Genomic DNA, 16602 nt, shown 5'->3' on the forward strand with positions numbered 1-16602 from the left:
AACCCCTTTGCGGCCGGCATGACCGCATCTTAACCCTAAAGGTACCTTTACTAGATGGTATCAGCCAAAACGCCCCGTCAAATAATCCGCCGTACGCGGATCGGACGGATTCTTGAAGAGTTGCGCGGCAGGCGCGTGCTCCACCAGCTCACCCAGCAAAAAGAATGCGACGGAATCGGAAATACGCGCGGCCTGCTGCATGTTGTGCGTCACAACCGCCAGCGTGCAAGTCTCCTTGAGCTCGCAGGCAAGCTGCTCCACCACGAGCGTCGACACAGGGTCGAGCGCCGAGGTCGGCTCGTCCATCAGCAGAATGTCGGGCTGCACGGCAAGTGCGCGGGCGATGCACAGGCGTTGCTGCTGACCGCCCGAAAGACCCAGGCCCGACTCCTTGAGCTTGTCCTTGACCTCATCCCATAGCGCAGCGCGACGAAGGGAGTCCTCGACCAGCTCATCGAGCACGGCGCGGTCGCGCACACCCATACCGCGAGGACCGTAGGCGACGTTGTCGTAGATGCTCATGGGAAACGGGTTGGGGCGCTGGAACACCATGCCCACGCGCTGGCGCAAACGGCAGATGTCGTAATCGCCCAGGATATCTTGACCATCGAGCGCGATTTTGCCCTCGATGCGGCAATCCTTGATGCCGTCGTTCATGCGGTTAAAGCAGCGCAGCAACGTGGACTTTCCGCAGCCCGAAGGCCCGATGAACGAGGTGATCTGCTTGTCGCGAATCTTGATATTCACGTCCTTGAGCGCATGGTGGTCGCCATAGAACAGGTCGAGGCCCTCGACATCGATGCGCGTCGGCGAGGCGGCAAGATCCTCTGCCGTGGGGCGAGTCGCATCCCCAACCTCGCGCTCATGCGCGGCCTCGGCCTGCGCTTCCATGAGTTCTTCAAGCTCCGTGGGCTCCACAGCCGCAGCAGCCGTCATACCGCACACCTCCATATCGATATCAATTCAGCAGTATCGATAGTAGGAATCGCGGCTCATACGCACGTGAGCACATTGTCAAGTGTTTGTAAGGGCACGCTAGCTATGCGGCGGGCAGCTCGATGGTGAATATCGTGTGTTCGGGCGTCGATTCACATGCAACGGTACCGCCGTGTGCCGCGATGATCTCCTTGGCAATAGCAAGGCCCAAACCGGCACCACCGCGATTGGTCGCACGCGCCGCATCCAGGCGATAGAACTTCTCAAAGATCACCTTGAGCTTAGCCGCAGGGATAGGATCGCCCTGATTGATAAAGCGCACGCGCACGCCGCCATCGTCTTGGCGCCTGGCCTCAATCGTGATAGTCGAGCCCTCATAGCTATAGGCGACGGCGTTTTTCATGATGTTGTTGAACACGCGGGCCATCTTGTCGCCATCCACGAGCACCGTCAGGTCCTCGCGAATATCAACTTGGGCTTCCTTATGTTGCTCGTTGAGGATGGGATAGAACTCGTCAGCCACCTGAGCCAGCAGCAACCCCAGATCAACATAGCCGCGCGTGAGCACGATATCGTGGAAGTCAAAGCGCGTGATATCGAAGAACTCTTCGATGAGTGCATCGAGCCGGTGCGCCTTGTCGAGCGCCACGCCCGTAAAACGCGTGCGCTGCTCAAGCGGCAAATCGGGGGCCTCCTGCAAAAGCGAAAGGTAGCCCACCACGCTGGCGAGCGGCGTGCGCAGGTCGTGCGCCAGGTACGTCACCAGGTCATCTTTGCGGTGGGATTCGTCACGCAGGGCTTGTTGAACCCTACGCTCGCAATCGCGCGCCCGGTTGAGCGCGCCCTCGACCTCGAGGAAGTCGCCGTCAATGTTGTCCCATGTGTCGGGGTTATCGATCAGACGGTCCTGAATGCGGGCGGCAATCACGCGGTCGGCGTGCAGCTCGCCCTGCTCGTAACCCTGGTAGTACAGGGCGCGTCCGCAGAAGAACAGGACGCACACGGCAAGCGCCAGCACAAATCCAAGCATGTTGAACACAAAGCCGGCGTCAAAGAATACGGGCTCGCCAATACCGCCAAGCGCCATGGACCCGATCGCCAACGTAATTGTCCACGCGGCGCCGCCGATCACCACACAGCGGCGAACGATTTCGAATCGATCAATCAGCAAAAAGCCAATGAGTAGAACTGCCAGGATGCCAACGATATTGTCAATGCCGATGAGCAGCAGACTCAGCAAAAAGAGCAGCACCGTCGCTAACGCACGGTTGTCAACGACCGCCCTTACGTATTCAAAGAGTCGATCGGGTACCTCGAATGCCCGCCTATCGTCTTTTGTCATATCTACTCCCCCACCATCAAAGGCGTTATTCGATTATGTAGCCGACGCCCCAGACGTTTTTGATAAAGCGCGGCTTCTGGGCATCGTCGCCGATCTTTTCGCGCAGATGGCGAATGTGCACCATAACCGTATTGTTGGAGCCGGGCATAAAGTCCTCGTTCCACACCGCGCGGAACAGGTCCTCCACGGGCACCACGCTACCACGATGCTCGACCAGATACAGCAAGATGGAATACTCGATGGGCGTAAGGCGCACCGGCGCACCGTCCACCGTCACAGAGCGGGCGTCGCGGTTGATCTCGAGGCCGTCGAGCTGGATGATCGGCGACTCGGCCGCCTGTGCGCGGCTGCCGTAGCTGGTATAACGACGAAGCTGAGCATGAACGCGTGCAATGAGCTCCAGCGGACGGAACGGCTTGACCACATAATCGTCTGCGCCAAGCGAAAGGCCCTCGATCTTGTCTTGCTGGGCATCGCGCGCCGTCAGCATGATCACGGGATAGGTATGGCTGGAACGGATCGTACGCAACAGCTCAAAGCCATCGATATCGGGCAGCATGACATCCAGCAGCGCCAGATCGAACTCTTGCTCCAAGATTGCCTTGGCAGCATCGGCCCCGCTATAGGCGACCTGTACGTCAAAGCCTTCTTTTGTAAGGTAGATGCCAACTAGGTCGGCGATGGCCTTCTCGTCATCAACTACCAAAATGTGCTCGTTCATGCGTGCTCCTCTCGCGCTCCATTATGCCCGAGGGGGCGCATGCCACACACAACAAGCGTGGGTGATTAAGTCGGCCTTAAGCACCCTTGTGCCCGTTCGGGCGCGGATGTGGGCCACGCACGCACGCGATGATTGCCGACACCGGCAAACGATATACTCTAGTTCCAGAAGAGACCATCCCGTCGAAAGCGAAATCTGTGAAGTCCCTCACCTCTTTTGCAAAGCGCTCAGCCCAGCTTGCCGCCGGCTTTGTCTGCGCTATCGCCCTTGCCGCTGGCGTGCCCACCGTCGCCGGCGCCCAAGTGCTCACGACCGACAATGTCTGCGGCAAAACCGCCGATGCGCGCGGCATCACGGCCGATAATCTGCCCGATATCGATGCGACCAATGCGCTCGTCATGGGCAAAGACGGCACCGTCTACTACGGGCGCGGCGCCGATGAGCAGGTCAAAATCGCCTCGATCACCAAGGTCATGACCGCAATCCTAACCGTCGAGAATTGCAAGATGGACGAGAAGGTCACGGTGAGCAACGCCGCAGCCACCGTGGGTAATTCGACCGCCGGCTTGCTCGAAGGTGACGAGCTTACCGTGGAGCAGGCACTGCGCGGCCTGATGATTCCCTCGGGCAACGACGCCGCCATCGTGCTCGCCGAATATGTGGGCAAGAAGATCGACCCTAAGACCAAAGACGCCGAGGCAACCTTTGTGAAGGCCATGAACGAGCGCGCTAAGAAGCTCGGCTGCACCGGTACGCTTTTTGAAAACCCGCATGGTCTGGACTTTGATGAGTGGGCTGGCGATATGCACTCAACCGCACACGACGTAGCGCTGATGATGCAGGAGGCCATGAAAAACGACACGATCCGCGAGGTCGTAGCGAGCGAGGATTCCTGGATCGAGGTCACGGGCGCCGACGGCACCGACCATTCGCATTCCATGGACACGCATAACTATTTGCTGGGCCAAGATGGCAACATCGGTGGCAAGACCGGCACCACCGACGACGCGGGCTATTGCTTTACGAGCGCCTACAACCGCGACGGCGACGAGATCTACACCGTCGTTTTGAACTCCACCACCACCGACCAGCGCTTTACCGATACCGCAACCCTTGCCAATTGGTACTACGGTCACAAGGTGACGGTCGCAATCGCCAACACACAGGAAAAGACCGCCAACGGCAACCCGCTTATGGCGCGCATTGGCCAAACCGACTGGACGGATAAGACGATCGACGCCACACTCGCCGATCCTACGGCGCAAGCGACCGTGTTTTCCCTTGCCGGCGAGGTGACCGAAAAGGTTAGCTACGACGATCTTTCGGGCACGGTGCATGTGGGCGACAAGGTGGGCAGCGTCACGCTCAAGCAGGACGGCACCAAGATCGCCGTCATGGACCTAGTTGCCGACGAGGAAGGCGCAGGGCCGAATCCCATTGAATGGCTACTCGTGAAGCTCGATCGCTTGGGCCGTCGCATCGACAACCGCCCACTCACGGCAGAAAGCGAGACCGTCGCCAAGGCGCCCGAGGTGTAGGGCGCAAGAATAATAAGTCCACTGAAAGGAGGCGTCCGAAAGGATGCCTCTTTTTTTGAGGGTTCGAATCCCCAGCCTCCTTTCTCCGCACAAAAAAGGGCCCCAAATGGGACCCTTCTTTCAAGTCATACTGGCGGAGAGCTGGGGATTCGAACCCCAGATGCCCTTTTGGGGCATACTCGCTTAGCAGGCGAGCACCTTCGGCCTCTCGGTCAGCTCTCCGTAACAGCCGTTCTATAGTAACCAAACAGCCAAGGATGAGCAAGAGGAAATTTTCTAATTGCCTAGCAGCCTTTCCTTCTTGAAAGCTTCGCCTACCCCAGCGAGCGGTTGAGGGAGCCGAGCTCGTCGTTGCCCATGGTGCGCCACATTTGGAAGATACAACCGCGCGCCAGGAAAAAGAAACCGTTGTCGACCAGTTGCACAGCGGCATCTGCCAGCTGATTCGTCACGGCGGACACTGGCGGCAGCTCTAGTCCAGCCCTGTGGATGGTCTCGACCGCTTCCTCGAACGTCGGAGGCTCGCTGACGCCCATCTCGTTCATAAGGCCCTGCATTTCTTCCAGCGCGCTGCTGCCCGACTCCTCGCCGCGCGGCACCAGACGGTAACAAGCCAGCGCCAGGTCGAGCTGATCGCAATTCCAATAGGCAAACGCCAAGCGATAGAACAGGTAGCCGATTGCAGAACGATCGCTGGCAATACGTAGGCCGTGGCGCGCCACCTCGATAATCTCGTCAAAGCGCTCCAGACGCGCAAGCACGTTGATGAGCGCAAAGTGCGACTGCATGGACGAGCGCGCCAGATCGTAAAGATGGCGCACCTCGGGCAGTGCTCGTTCAAAGTCCTCTTGCTCGGCGTAAAAGCTGCAGATCTCGTGCTGGGCAAAGTACAGCGCATCGGGCGCACGAAGGATTCGCACAGAGCGGTCTTCTTCCAACACCGGTAGCACCATGCGCACCAGCTGGTTATCGCAAAACTGCGTTTGAACCGGACCTGTCGCCAAAAGCTCGGCGACGGCGCACTTGGCCTCCAACTCCTCGACAAGACGGGAAAAGCCTTCAAAAGCACCTGTACGGTCGACTTTTGCCTGCTCGCGCAATTCAACAACACGGGCCACGTATGGGTCGTCGTCCTCTTCCATGACCTCCAGCTCGTCAGCCGTATCGGCAAGCAGCAGATCGCGCAGCGCCGGCGGCAGCATGCGATGGTCATCACGCGGACGAGCATGAACCTCCGCCGGCTCAATCGTCTCCGGAGCGGTTGCCTCATATGCCTCAAGCACACGCTTGCACGGCATATCGTCCATGTCCATGCTCTCAAGATCCTTGGCGACAGGCACGCAATCGGCCAGATAGGCCGCGCGCCCAAAGAAATACGTTGCAACAACGCGCTCGCCCTGCTCACTGTCGGGAGCAGCAATCTGCACATAGCAGCGCGTGATGCAGGTGCCCGCGGCAAAACACGCTGCTGCAAGCGTGAGCGCCACGCGCGCATCGTGCTCCGCGGCCCAGATCGCACGCGCGTCCTCGTCCAACTCGCGCCAGGCGTCATCTTGAGCGTCGTATTCACGTTGCGGCATGGCATCAACGACAGACTGCCCAAACCGAACGAGCATGATCCCCTCGGCAACGTTTGCCCGATAGGTATAGTCGAGCCGCGTGACCACGTTAAGTGCCTCGACAATACGTGCGAAGCGGGTACGCACATCCCACTCACCGCCCGGCTGACAAGCCACCGTTCCCGGTTTGGACCACGGGTTGTCGCTCGAGGTTGTATCGAGCAGTCGGGGAACATCGTTGGTCGTCTTGGCGATATGCCACGAATCAAAGAGCGCACAGCCTTCAAGGCTCGGCGAGGATGCCGCGGGGACCAATCCGGCCCCGATGCGCTCAAGGATGCCGGAGAGGCGGTTGAGACGGCACTCGATGGCAAGCAGCATGTCGATCTCGTCCTGGTCCAGCAAGCTGCGATCAAAATTGAGATAGAACAGCTTTGACCGGTCGATGCGCGCTAGGCTCATTTCGGACTTGGCGGCAATGGTGCGTAGATGGGGCAAGTCGACCTCGCTCATAAGGGCGGCGGCATAACGCTCGATACCGCTCGGATTCTCGGCATGGTCAACGCGGTAAAGCAGCGTCTCGATAGCATCGGGGAGCGGTGCCGTGTTAAAGCCCAAAAACACCTCGACCGGCTCGGGTAACTTTACGAGCTTGATCTTGTCGACAACGTTTTGCATGTCCGCATCGAGACCGTCGACGCCCGCCGTGTTCGCAATAGCGCTTTCGGAGTTGGCAAATATCACGTAGCGCAAGAACATCGAGGCCATGAACTCGCCGTAAGGAAGGGCGCGGGTCGAATTCCATGTCGCGCGGTCGGACTGCTCGCGCATGGGGCCTTCGGGAGAGCCGGAAGTTTGTGCGCACGCGTGCATTGCACCGTTGGCTTCCCTTACCATAATCTCACCAATACTGGAATCCGACTCGTCAAGGACCAGTTCCATGTCGGGATCGTTGGGCAGCGGAGCCTCGCTAACGGGACGGTCCACCTTGTACACCTCACCCGAAACGCTTACGTAGCCCAAAAGCGACACACGACTTTTGCCAACGAATTCGACGACATAACAAGATTCATGCTGATCCTCGCCAAAGAGTTTCCAGACCACGCCATACGAGCGTCCCGCTGGCTGCTCGGGCATCGCCGGAAAGCGTTTCTTGGGATCGAGAAACCTGAGCTTGTATGTCGGACGCTCTGCCACGAAGTATCACCCTGATCGGTCGCTTGAAGAAGGAGTGGTCGCGAATTAGTCGCGACATCTACTCGGAATCTTACACGAGTCGACAGGAAATCGTCCGCTTTACGCCCGCGCCTCGACCGAGGTTCGAATCCATGCGGTGTTTACGTAAAAGAAAAGCCCCCGTTGCCGGGAGCTTTAATCTCAAATGGTGCGGCGTATAGGATTCGAACCTATGACGTTCTGATTCGTAGTCAGACCCTCTATCCAGCTGAGGTAACGCCGCAACTTGTTGATTATTATGCACAGGGACTGAATAATGGTCAAGCATTTTTTCAAAAAAAGTTATCGAATTTGATTTTTAATCATTTGATGCAGTCGATCGACTCGATACTTTCAAACACGGCGAAAGCAACTCCTCAAGTATGTCGACATATAAGAAAAGCCTCCATTACCGGAGGCTTTAAAGTTCAGTTGGTGCGGCGTATAGGATTCGAACCTATGACGTTCTGATTCGTAGTCAGACCCTCTATCCAGCTGAGGTAACGCCGCAACGCACGGATTATTATGCACGCGAGCCCCCGATGGGTCAAGCGACAATTAGAAAAAATTTTACGGAGTGATAATTAAGTTGTTCGTGCCTCGACCGAGGTTCGAATCCATGCGGTGTTGCCATAAAAGAAAAGCCCCCGTTGCCGGAGGCTTTCAATTTCAATTGGTGCGGCGTATAGGATTCGAACCTATGACGTTCTGATTCGTAGTCAGACCCTCTATCCAGCTGAGGTAACGCCGCAGCGCAAGACATATAAAACCACTTTAGTTCGTTAGAGTCAAGCAAAATCTCAAACTTTTTTTGCGCGGGCCGCAATTTGTCACGCTGCACCACAAGCATCAGCGCTTCTTGTGCGATCGATTGGCTTCTCAATCACATCGAACCCGGCGCCAAGCTCCCCCAAAAGCGAACGCACCCGTTGGGCGCAGTCGTAGTCGGCAAACGAGATACTCAGCATGCGCGCCACCTGGTTAGAAGTTCCCACCTCATAAAACCGCTCAAGCGCCACAAGCCCCTCGTGCGTCACAAAGGTCTCGACCACATGCGGCGACTCTTCATAGCACCATTGCGTCAATGGTCCCTCACTCGTCTGCCGAACCACCAAGCCACCCATACCCGACGGCTCGCACGTTACCAGCAGGTACTCCTCGCCCTCATCGCGCTGGAACAAAACAACCCGCTCGTCGAACAGCTCCATCACATCCCCTTTCTCTTGCTCTTAGTTAGCAAAAGCATAGCAGGTAGATGCACGTACACAGAACACTTGTTCGTGTGTTTTCTATCGAGCTGTCCACACGGCATGGTATAGCCGTACACAAAAAGGGCGCCCCTAAAAGGAGCGCCCTCGCAAATCCCCTATGCAGCCAAGTTACGCGACCGGCTCGATCTTCTCGAGGCCGCCCATGTAGGGACGCAGAACCTCGGGGATCGTGATGGTGCCGTCAGCGTTCTGGTAGTTCTCCAGAATGGCTGCCATGGTACGGCCAGCCGGCAGACCGGAACCGTTGAGGGTGTGCAGATAGCGCGAACCCTTGAAGTTCTCGGGGTCGCGATACTTGATGTTGGCGCGACGGGCCTGGAAGTCACCGCAGTTGGAGCAGGAGCTGATCTCCTTGTAGGCGTTGTAGCTCGGCAGCCAGACCTCGACGTCGTAGGTCTGACGGGCAGAGAAGCCCAGGTCGCCGGTGCACAGGCTAATCACGCGATACGGAAGACCCAGCTGCTGCAGCAGGAACTCGGCCTCGGCGGTCATGCTCTCGAGCTCCTTGTCGGACTCCTCCGGCTTGGCAAACTTGACCATCTCGACCTTGTCGAACTCGTGCTGGCGAATGATGCCGCGGGTATCGCGACCAGCGGAGCCGGCCTCCTCGCGGAAGCAGGGGGTGAAGGCGGTGTAGCGGCGCGGCAGGGTATCGGCGTCGAGGACCTCACCGGCGTGCAGGTTGGTGAGCACGACCTCGGCGGTGGGGATCAGGAAGTTGTCGCCCGAGACGTGATAGGCGTCGTCCTCGAACTTGGGCAGCTGGCCCGTGCCGAACATGGTCTGACGCTTGACGACGATGGGCGGCCACCACTCCTTAAAACCACGGCTGGTGTGCGTATCGAGGAAGAAGTTGATGAGGGCGCGCTCAAGACGGGCGCCGGCGCCACCGAGAACGGTGAAGCGGCTGCCGGAGAGCTTGTTGCCGCGCTCGAAGTCAAGGATGTCGAGGTCGGTGCCCAGATCCCAGTGCGGCTTAAAGTCGAAGTCGAACTCGCGCGGGGTGCCCCAACGACGGCGTTCGATGTTCTCGTCCTCGTCCTTGCCGTACGGCGTGGCCTCGCAAGGAATGTTGGGCAGGTGAGCCATGAAGTCGTACTGCTCCTGCTCGAGGGCGGTGCGGCGCTCGGCCAGACCGTCAATTTTCTCGTTGACGGCGCGCACGGCCTCTTTGGCGGCCTCGGCCTCGTCCTTCTTGCCCTCCTTCATCAGGGCGCCGATCTTCTTGGACTCGGCATTGCGCGTGGCTTGAAGTTCCTCAACCTCAGTGATGACGGCACGACGCTCGTCGTCGAGCTCAAAGAACTTCTCGCGATCCCAAGACGTCTGGCGGTTAGCCATGGCGACATCGATGGCATCGGGGTTCTCGCGAACAAACTTGATATCAAGCATTAGATCCTCCGGCGATATACATTCCATTTAGGTTGCAACCTTGTACATGTATGGGCAAGTATATACTTATGAGCGTTTACGACCCAACTCAACTACGCAAGAAGGCACCCAATGGACGCAGTTTTTTCCTTTTTGTTTGGCACCCGCACCGGTTTTGCCATCCTTTTCGCCGGCGGCATCCTGCTGTTTGCGATTATTGCCTTTGTAATGGAGAAGCGCACCCATAAGATGTATGTCGACCGCGGCCCCAAGTCCGAGGACGAAGAAGACAGCTTCTGGGACTAACCTGCCAAAAAGGGACAGGTTTATTTTGGTCGGTTTTATCTGGGCAAACGCAAGTGCCCCGCAACTGGAATTGAGCCAGTTGCGGGGCACTTTTCGCTAAAAGGACAAAACCGCAGGAAAAACCTGCCAACATAAACCTGTCCCTTTTTTGGTCGGTTTTACTGGAGGGTTGCGTCGATTGCCTTGACCAGGGCGCTGCGCATGCCGGCGTCCTCGAGCGCAACGACGCCCTTGATGGTGGCACCACCGGGCGAGCATACGGCATCCTTCATCGCCGCAGGATGCTGGCCAGTTGCAAGCTGCAGCTTTGCCGTACCCAGCACCATCTGGCTCACAATGCGATAAGCATCCGCACGCGGGATACCGTGCTTGACCGCCGCATCGCCCAGGGCCTCGATTGCCATGGCGACAAACGCCGGAGCGCAACCACCCACCGTGCCGCCCACAAACAGCAGGCTTGTGTCGAGCTCGACGACAGCGCCAAGCTTACCGAGCAGGTCGAGCACCACAGCACGCTGCTCGTCGTTAAGCGTCGAAGCCTTCTCGCAGGCGATGACGCCCTCGCCCACCGAAACCGGCGTGTTGGGCACCGTCGAGATATGCGCGACGCCCGGCAGGACCTGCTCCCACTTGGCACTGTCCCAGGTCCAGGCAACCGACAGAACGACCTTTTTGGCAAGAGCATCCTTGAGCGGGGCGAATACCTTCTCGATCATGTACGGCTTGACCGCAGCGACCACGATATCGGATGCGGCGACAACCTCGGCGGCATCGTGGCAAGCGGCCATCCCGCGCGCCTCACAGCGCTCAACCAGTGCGTCGTAGCGACCCGCACAGGCGCACATGTCGCTCGCAGCTACACCGGCAGCGATCCAGCCATCGGCCATAGCGCTCGCCATATTGCCAAAACCGACAAATCCAATCTTCATATCACATAGTCCTTTCAGACACATTCCTCAAAACGAAAGCTATTGTCCCACGCCATTGTTTCGTATTGCTGACCTATTTGTGATACGGCTCGCCGCGGCTGATCTTGCAGGCGCGGTAGATCTGCTCCAGCAGCACCACGCGCGCCAAGTTATGCGGCAAGGTAATACGTCCAAAGCTAAGCATCTCGTCGGCTCGTGCGCGCACGTCATCGCTCACGCCGTCCGATCCGCCAATTACAAAGGCGATGTCGCTGTTACCACGTAGCATAAGATCATCGAGCCGCGCCGAAAGTTCCTCGCTCGAGCGCTCTTTGCCCTCAATGGCCAGCAAGATCACATGTGCTCGAGGCGGCAGGGCTGTAAGAATCGCCGCCCCCTCCTTGTCGCGCGCGACATCCACGCCGCCCGCCTTAGCCGGGTCGATATCGGCCACCTCGCGGATATCCACCTTGGCATAGGCACCTAGGCGCTTGGTGTACTCAGCGCACGCGTCCTTCCAAAAGCGTTCCTTGAGCTTACCGACGCAAACGACGGTGTATTTCACGCGCGCCTACTCCTTCGAATCGTTTTGAACTTTGCCGGCGGCCAGCATCTGCTCGAACATCGAGGCCGACTGCGAAAAGTCGCTCGGCAGCACGACCGTCGAGGTTTTACCCGTGCGAGCGAACTCCGTCATCATCTCAGACCACTGCGTAAACATGAACAGTTGGTTGGCCTCGTCATTGCCGACACCCGTCTCCTGGATGATCTCGAGCGAATCTTTGATACCCAGTGCGATGGCCTTGCGCTGGTTGGCGATGCCCTCGCCCGCCTTTTCCATTGCCTCGGCCTCGGCGGTCGCCTCGGTGACGCGCTTGATGCGGTCTGCCTCGGCGAGCTCCTGTGCCGCAGCGCGCTTGCGCTGGGCGGCGTTGATGTCGTTCATGGAGTTCTCAACCTCGGTCGGCAGTGCGATTTTGGTGATGAGCGTCGACACGAGGGTGAAGCCGTAGGCGGCCATCTGCTCGGAAACGGTAGCGTTGACATCCTTGGCGATGTCATCCTTCTTGGCAAAGACCTCATCGAGTGTGTAGACAGGAATCGAAGAGCGCAGGGCGTCGGTGATGAAGTCACGCATCTGGTCGACGGGCTCCTGCAGCATGTAGTAGCTCTTGTAGATGCCCGAATCTGCCGGGCCGGCGCCCATGTCGTAGCTCACGTGGTACTGAGCGGAGACCTCAAGGCCGATGGTCACGTTGTCCTGGGTCTTAACGTCGATGCCAAAACCGTTTTTCATGGTGCGCAGGCTCACCGTGGCGGCCTTGCGGTCGATCACGGGCACCTTCACGTGGAAGCCCGCGTTGACGATACGATTGAACTTACCCAAGCGCTCGATGATCACAGCGTGCTGCTGCTCAACGACGTAGCAGGCGTTGGGAAACAACAGCAGCAGGATGATGATGGGAATCAAAAGGCTCGTAAGGGCAGCGATGATACCGGAAAACAGCATGGTCTCTCCTCTGATAGGCACACGTTGCCATTAGGATACCCGTCCAAGGAGATCGTGCATAACAAAAAAGCTCCCATTGCTGGGAGCTCTTTCAATCCATGGTGCGAGCGAAAGGACGTCCGCGTATCCGCTTCGCGGATCCGCACCGGCTTCGCCCGCCTGCCGGCGGACTCGCCAGCTCGCTAAAAACGCTCCGCGTTTTCTTGACGCTCGCTCCTTCACAGGTTCAAGTCCCTGCGATGGGCCCATAACAAAAAAGCTCCCATTGCTGGGAGCTCTTTCAATCAATGGTGCGGGCGAAAGGACTTGAACCTTCATGGGGTTGCCCCCATACGGACCTGAACCGTACGCGTCTGCCAATTCCGCCACGCCCGCGTGCAGGAATTAGAATAACGGAGCGCCACCGCGAACGCAAGAACTATTTTTGAAAAAGTTTGCAGGCATTTTCCCAAGCGGCATGCGCGATTGTTTCGGCGTCCTCACCAGTGCGATCGACACGGTCGTTAACCAGCGCGTTTGCCGTAATGGAGATCATTGCGGGCTCGCATTCAAGACCGCGGATGGGCTCCGGAGCCATATACGGGCAATCCGTCTCGAACAAAATTCGATCGAGTGGGGTTGCCGCAAATGCCTCGCGCACGTCGTCGTTGTGCTTAAAGGTGGCCGCACCACCATAGGCGATATAGCAGCCCAGCTCCACAAAGCGCTCCATCGTGGCGCGGTCCTCGCCAAAACAGTGCAGCACACAACCGGCCTGGGGCACGCCCACCTCACGAAGCACGTTGTAGGCGTCCACGTGCGAGGTACGCTCCTGGTCCATGTCTTCGTGACGCAGATGCAGCTCCACCGGCACGTTACGGCACACGGCAAGCTCGAGCTGGCGTGCCATGCAGTCAATCTGCACGCTGTGGGGCGCCGGCGCGATGTCGTCGTCGTAATCCATGTGGTAGTCCAGACCGATCTCGCCAATACCGGCGCACAAAGGGTCATCAAGCGCAGCAACAACCTGCGCGTGAATGTCGTCGGTATAGTCCGGCGCGCCATACGGATGCACGCCGGCAAGATACTTGATCTGCGGGATATCCTGCATCGGCAGAATTTCGCGCACGAGCCAGTCGCTATAGTCCGTCACGCTGCGCTTGTCGGCGATGGGGTCGAAGACCGTCACCAACAGGTCGATGCCTGCCGCCTTGGCACGCACGAGTGTCTCGGGCACATCCTTGCCCCAGAACGAAAGCAGATGCGCATGCGTGTCGGCAAGCGGTGCCAAGGGTACGGGACAAGCAACCGTCTTCTTTTTCTTGGTAAACGTCACGCGTTCGGCATTAAGCGTCATGGGAAAGCTCCCGAGCCAGGCACACAAAGTCGGCGACGCCGAGCGTCTCGGCGCGCGTGGTGGATGCGATACCGCAAGCCTCAAAGGCGGCATCGAGCACGTCCTTGGCAAAGCCGTTGGCGCTCATGGAATTGCGGATAGTCTTGCGACGCTGAGCAAATGCAGCGTCAATCACGCGGGCCACAAATTCGCGATCGAGTCCTTCGGGCACCACACCGTCAACACGGTCGATGCGCACGACGGCCGAGTCCACGTGTGGCGCCGGCATAAAGCAACGCGGCGGCACCTCAAAGCGACCCGTTACCTGCGCATACAGGCCAAGCTTTGCCGTATAGCCGCCATAGGTCTTGTTGCCCGGCACTGCGGCAATGCGATCGGCAACCTCCTTTTGCACCATGACGACGGCGCGCTTGAGCGCCGGCATCGTCTGGAAAAATTGCAAAATGATCGTCGCCGCCACGTTATAGGGCAAGTTCGCGACAAATACCGTCGGCTCACCGCCCGCAGCCTGCTCAATCTGCTCCGGGCCCACCTTAAGCGCGTCGCCCATGATAAAGCGGAAGTTGGCATAGTCGGCGGCGTGGGCGTCGAGCACCGGTTCGAGCTCAGGATCGGCCTCAATGGACGTAACGCACGCCGCCTCCTGCAGAAGCGCAAGCGTGAGCGTACCAACGCCCGGGCCAACCTCGAGCACGCGCTCATCGCCCGTGAGCTCGGAAAGCTCGCAGATGCGCTCAATCACATGGTTGTCGATCAGGAAGTTCTGGCCCAGGCGATGCTTGGTCGCAAGGCCAAACTCCTCCAGCAGCTCCCTGGTGGCCGTGGGGTTTGCCAAAGGCGAAGTTGTCATAGTTGCCTCCTTAGCAAGATGGCGGCGTCTTGAAACAAAAGGGCATGGACCGTGGCGGCCATGCCCTTACAGCTAAACAGCAAATTGCCGATATGGCGCTCGCGCGGTCTCTACGCCAGACGCGGGAACAGCGGATCGCCCTTCTCGACGGGCTGACCGCCGGCAAGCAGGCCCCAAGTGCAAATGCCCTTGAGGTCGTCGCTCGCGGCCTCGTCCTCACAGGACAGGCGGCGCAGAGCCTCAACAGAAGTCTGGGGCATGAGCGGCATCAGCAGGTGGGCGGCAATGCGGATGGCCTCGAGCAGGTTGTAGATCACAAATGCCAGCTCGTCAGCCTTGGCCTCGTCCTTGGCAAGCGCCCAGGGCTCGGAGTCCTCGATGTAGTGGTTGGCGGCATGGATGAGCTCCATGACCTCATCCTTGGCCCCGCCGTAATCGAGCACGTCCATATTGGCCATGTAGCGCTCGACCAAACCGTCGGCAATCTTTGCCAGCGGGTTATCGAACGCGTCGGCAGACGCCGGTTTAGCCGGGGCGCAGCCGTCAAAGTACTTTGCGCTCATGTTGAGCGAGCGCGAAATGAGGTTGCCCCAGCTGTTGGCCAGATCGGCGTTGTAGACCTGCTCCATGCGATCGAAGCTGATGGCGCCGTCGGTGCCGGGGACCACGTCGGTCATGAAGTAGTAGCGATAGCCCTCGACGCCCAGCATGTCGATAACGTCCTGCGGAGCGATGGCGTTACCGCGGCTCTTGGACATCTTCTCGGCCTTGCCGGTCTCGGCATTGCGCACGGTCAGGAAGCCGTGGGCAAAGACGTGCTCGGGCAGGGCCTCGCCGATGGCCATGAGCATGGCGGGCCAAATGACGCAGTGGAAGCGGATGATGTCCTTACCCACGATGTGGAACTGCGCGGGCCAGCGATAGGCCAGCTCGGCACGCGCCTCGTCGGTGTCGACACCGTAGCCGACGGCCGTCATATAGTTGAGCAGCGCGTCAAACCATACATAGGTCACATGGCCCTCGTCAAACGGAACCTGGATGCCCCAGTCAAAGCTCGTGCGACTCACGGAAAGGTCGTTGAGGCCGCCCTCGACAAAGCTGCGAACCTCGTTCATGCGGAACGCAGGCTCGACAAAGTCGGGGTGCTCGTCATAGAGCTTGAGAAGCTTGTCCTGGAAGGCGGAAAGCTTAAAGAAGTAGGACTCCTCCTGGACGCGCTCAAGCGGACGGTGGCAGTCGGGGCATAGATGCTGGCCGACGCTGCCGTACTCCTCGTCGCCCTTCTGGACCTGCGTATCGGTGAAGTAGGTCTCGTCAGGCACGCAATACCAACCGTCGTAGCTGCCCTTATACAGGTAACCGGACTCCTTCATGCGCTCCCACAGGTACTGCACGGCATGATGCTGGCGCGGCTCGGTGGTGCGGATGAAGTCGTCGTTGGAAATCTCGAGCTTGCTCCAAAGCTCCTTGAAGTGCGGGGCCTGGCTATCGGTCCACTCCTGCGGCGTCATGCCATGCTTGGCTGCGGCCTCGGCGACCTTCTCGCCGTGCTCGTCCATGCCGGTCAGGAACTTGACGTTATAGCCGGCGGAACGGCGATAGCGAGCCTGAACGTCGGCGATGATGGTGGAATAAGCCGTGCCCAGGTGCGGATCGGCGTTGACGTAGTAGATGGGCGTCGTGATAAAGAACGAAGGCTTGCTTTGATCCATGGGGTTTGTCCTCCAGAAAAACGTTGC

Annotated in this window: 14 protein-coding genes and 5 tRNA genes; 2 read left to right on the forward strand and 17 right to left on the reverse strand. The window is 58.8% G+C overall.

The features are described 5' to 3' along the window. Positions 1–60 precede the first annotated feature (60 nt). The 3 genes from pstB to DWV43_RS00990 form a co-directional block, all read right to left on the reverse strand. A complete protein-coding gene (gene pstB / locus DWV43_RS00980; RefSeq protein WP_199569326.1) occupies positions 61–936 on the reverse strand; it encodes a phosphate ABC transporter ATP-binding protein PstB in 876 nt (291 codons plus the stop codon). A gap of 103 nt (positions 937–1039) precedes the next feature. Next, positions 1040–2278, reverse strand: a complete 1239-nt coding sequence (locus tag DWV43_RS00985; RefSeq protein WP_117816966.1) for a sensor histidine kinase KdpD — start codon at positions 2276–2278, stop codon at positions 1040–1042. Between the two features lie 25 nt (positions 2279–2303). After that, positions 2304–2999, reverse strand: coding sequence for a response regulator transcription factor (locus DWV43_RS00990; RefSeq protein WP_117583803.1), 696 nt, complete (start codon positions 2997–2999; stop codon positions 2304–2306). Between the two features lie 197 nt (positions 3000–3196). Between DWV43_RS00990 and DWV43_RS00995 the strand changes: the two genes are divergently transcribed. Next, the gene (locus DWV43_RS00995; RefSeq protein WP_158549379.1) at positions 3197–4537 is read left to right on the forward strand and encodes a D-alanyl-D-alanine carboxypeptidase family protein; all 1341 of its coding nucleotides are present in this window, start codon (positions 3197–3199) and stop codon (positions 4535–4537) included. A gap of 131 nt (positions 4538–4668) precedes the next feature. Here the strand turns inward: DWV43_RS00995 and DWV43_RS01000 are convergent. From DWV43_RS01000 to serS, 7 genes are all read right to left on the reverse strand, one after another. Further along, positions 4669–4759: transfer RNA gene (locus DWV43_RS01000), tRNA-Ser, on the reverse strand. A 92-nt stretch (positions 4760–4851) separates the two neighbouring features. Continuing rightward, the gene (locus DWV43_RS01005; RefSeq protein ID WP_117816967.1) at positions 4852–7293 is read right to left on the reverse strand and encodes a lipopolysaccharide assembly protein LapB; all 2442 of its coding nucleotides are present in this window, start codon (positions 7291–7293) and stop codon (positions 4852–4854) included. A gap of 185 nt (positions 7294–7478) precedes the next feature. Beyond that, positions 7479–7555, reverse strand: a tRNA-Arg gene (locus DWV43_RS01010). A gap of 189 nt (positions 7556–7744) precedes the next feature. After that, positions 7745–7821: transfer RNA gene (locus DWV43_RS01015), tRNA-Arg, on the reverse strand. Between the two features lie 164 nt (positions 7822–7985). Further along, positions 7986–8062 (reverse strand) — tRNA-Arg (locus tag DWV43_RS01020). A 79-nt stretch (positions 8063–8141) separates the two neighbouring features. After that, the gene (locus DWV43_RS01025; protein WP_117816968.1) at positions 8142–8519 is read right to left on the reverse strand and encodes a hypothetical protein; all 378 of its coding nucleotides are present in this window, start codon (positions 8517–8519) and stop codon (positions 8142–8144) included. A 171-nt stretch (positions 8520–8690) separates the two neighbouring features. Then, positions 8691–9974 (reverse strand): serine--tRNA ligase, encoded by a 1284-nt coding sequence (serS, locus tag DWV43_RS01030; protein ID WP_117563693.1) that lies wholly within the window; start codon positions 9972–9974, stop codon positions 8691–8693. A 111-nt stretch (positions 9975–10085) separates the two neighbouring features. On the opposite strand from serS, the gene DWV43_RS10240 reads away from it, so the two are divergent. Next, entirely contained in the window at positions 10086–10259 is a 174-nt protein-coding gene (locus DWV43_RS10240) for a DUF6724 family protein (protein ID WP_168170424.1), read from the forward strand. A 158-nt stretch (positions 10260–10417) separates the two neighbouring features. Here the strand turns inward: DWV43_RS10240 and proC are convergent, their stop codons facing one another. From proC to metG, 7 genes are all read right to left on the reverse strand, one after another. After that, complete coding sequence (proC, locus tag DWV43_RS01035; RefSeq protein ID WP_117736220.1) at positions 10418–11188, reverse strand: pyrroline-5-carboxylate reductase; 771 nt, start codon at positions 11186–11188, stop codon at positions 10418–10420. A gap of 73 nt (positions 11189–11261) precedes the next feature. Then, positions 11262–11732, reverse strand: a complete 471-nt coding sequence (rlmH, locus tag DWV43_RS01040; RefSeq protein WP_089572673.1) for a 23S rRNA (pseudouridine(1915)-N(3))-methyltransferase RlmH — start codon at positions 11730–11732, stop codon at positions 11262–11264. Between the two features lie 6 nt (positions 11733–11738). Then, positions 11739–12677: an SPFH domain-containing protein gene (locus DWV43_RS01045; RefSeq protein ID WP_117628983.1), complete on the reverse strand. Its 939-nt coding sequence runs from the start codon at positions 12675–12677 to the stop codon at positions 11739–11741. A 288-nt stretch (positions 12678–12965) separates the two neighbouring features. After that, positions 12966–13052 (reverse strand) — tRNA-Leu (locus DWV43_RS01050). Positions 13053–13095: 43 nt separating this feature from the next. Further along, on the reverse strand, positions 13096–14013 hold the full coding sequence (locus DWV43_RS01055) for a TatD family hydrolase (RefSeq protein WP_117816969.1): 918 nt from the start codon (positions 14011–14013) through the stop codon (positions 13096–13098). Then, entirely contained in the window at positions 14003–14863 is an 861-nt protein-coding gene (rsmA, locus tag DWV43_RS01060; RefSeq protein ID WP_117816970.1) for a 16S rRNA (adenine(1518)-N(6)/adenine(1519)-N(6))-dimethyltransferase RsmA, read from the reverse strand. Before rsmA ends, DWV43_RS01055 begins: the two co-directional genes overlap by 11 nt. 110 nt (positions 14864–14973) lie before the next feature. After that, positions 14974–16575, reverse strand: a complete 1602-nt coding sequence (gene metG / locus DWV43_RS01065) for a methionine--tRNA ligase (protein WP_117816971.1) — start codon at positions 16573–16575, stop codon at positions 14974–14976. Positions 16576–16602: the final 27 nt, after the last annotated feature.

The sequence above is a fragment of the Collinsella sp. AF05-9 genome, from assembly GCF_003465595.1.
GTDB lineage: Bacteria > Actinomycetota > Coriobacteriia > Coriobacteriales > Coriobacteriaceae > Collinsella.

Excerpts from the sequence above, each read along its gene's own strand:
- DWV43_RS10240 (WP_168170424.1), top strand. The coding sequence starts at position 10,086 with ATGGACGCAGTTTTTTCCTTTTTGTTTGGCACCCGCACCGGTTTTGCC.
- DWV43_RS00990 (WP_117583803.1), bottom strand. The coding sequence starts at position 2,999 with ATGAACGAGCACATTTTGGTAGTTGATGACGAGAAGGCCATCGCCGAC.
- rsmA (WP_117816970.1), bottom strand. The coding sequence starts at position 14,863 with ATGACAACTTCGCCTTTGGCAAACCCCACGGCCACCAGGGAGCTGCTG.
- DWV43_RS01025 (WP_117816968.1), bottom strand. The coding sequence starts at position 8,519 with ATGGAGCTGTTCGACGAGCGGGTTGTTTTGTTCCAGCGCGATGAGGGC.
- serS (WP_117563693.1), bottom strand. The coding sequence starts at position 9,974 with ATGCTTGATATCAAGTTTGTTCGCGAGAACCCCGATGCCATCGATGTC.
- DWV43_RS01055 (WP_117816969.1), bottom strand. The coding sequence starts at position 14,013 with ATGACGCTTAATGCCGAACGCGTGACGTTTACCAAGAAAAAGAAGACG.
- metG (WP_117816971.1), bottom strand. The coding sequence starts at position 16,575 with ATGGATCAAAGCAAGCCTTCGTTCTTTATCACGACGCCCATCTACTAC.
- DWV43_RS00985 (WP_117816966.1), bottom strand. The coding sequence starts at position 2,278 with ATGACAAAAGACGATAGGCGGGCATTCGAGGTACCCGATCGACTCTTT.
- proC (WP_117736220.1), bottom strand. The coding sequence starts at position 11,188 with ATGAAGATTGGATTTGTCGGTTTTGGCAATATGGCGAGCGCTATGGCC.
- DWV43_RS01045 (WP_117628983.1), bottom strand. The coding sequence starts at position 12,677 with ATGCTGTTTTCCGGTATCATCGCTGCCCTTACGAGCCTTTTGATTCCC.
- pstB (WP_199569326.1), bottom strand. The coding sequence starts at position 936 with ATGACGGCTGCTGCGGCTGTGGAGCCCACGGAGCTTGAAGAACTCATG.